We start from the raw sequence: 679 nt of genomic DNA, 5'->3' as shown, positions 1-679 counted from the left end.
CCTGTCGGGGTTGAGGTCGAGCCCCGAAACCTGCTCTTGAAGTTCGTTGGCCAACACGTTGACGAGAAGCTCAGTATCGCTGGTGGTGTTGAGGTGGCGGCGGTCAATTCGGAACAGTTCATCGGTGAGCTGCTGGGTGTTAGTGAGGTTGCCGTTGTGCACGAGGATGATGCCGTAGGGCGCGTTCACATAAAATGGTTGGGCTTCCTGCTCATTGAAGGCATTGCCCTTGGTGGCGTAACGCACATGCCCGAGACCGGTGGTGCCGACGAGGTTGCGCATGTCCCGAGTGCGGTACGCCTCACGCACTTGGCCATTGGTTTTCTGCAAGTGCAGGGTGCTGCCATCGGAAGTGGCGATTCCCGTGGAGTCTTGGCCGCGGTGCTGCAGCAACAAGAGTGCGTCGTAGACCTGCTGGTTGACGGGTTGAGAAGAGACGATACCGACAATGCCGCACATGCTTTCGCGTGGCTCCCTGAGGTCGAAGAGACCGTACCCGGTATGAGTACGATCTAGTTTCGCACACCCCAGCAGTTGCGCGGCATGCCAGACTGTGCTGACCGGGACGCGGGTCTGTGCCGACCGGTACGCTTGAGCCGTGACCGAGAACCCTTCCTCCAGTTATGCCGCCGCCGGCGTTGATACCGCTGCCGGCGATCGCGCTGTCGAACTGATGAAG

General features: G+C 59.9%; 1 pseudogene. It reads right to left on the bottom strand.

Annotation, left to right across the window (positions count from 1 at the left end):
- Positions 1 to 459 (bottom strand): annotated as a pseudogene (locus ADICYQ_RS31030) (hypothetical protein); the annotation flags it as partial.
- Positions 460 to 679: the final 220 nt, after the last annotated feature.

The sequence above is a fragment of the Cyclobacterium qasimii M12-11B genome (assembly GCF_000427295.1).
GTDB lineage: Bacteria > Bacteroidota > Bacteroidia > Cytophagales > Cyclobacteriaceae > Cyclobacterium > Cyclobacterium qasimii.
This window is presented reverse-complemented; position numbering and strand designations above follow the sequence as displayed.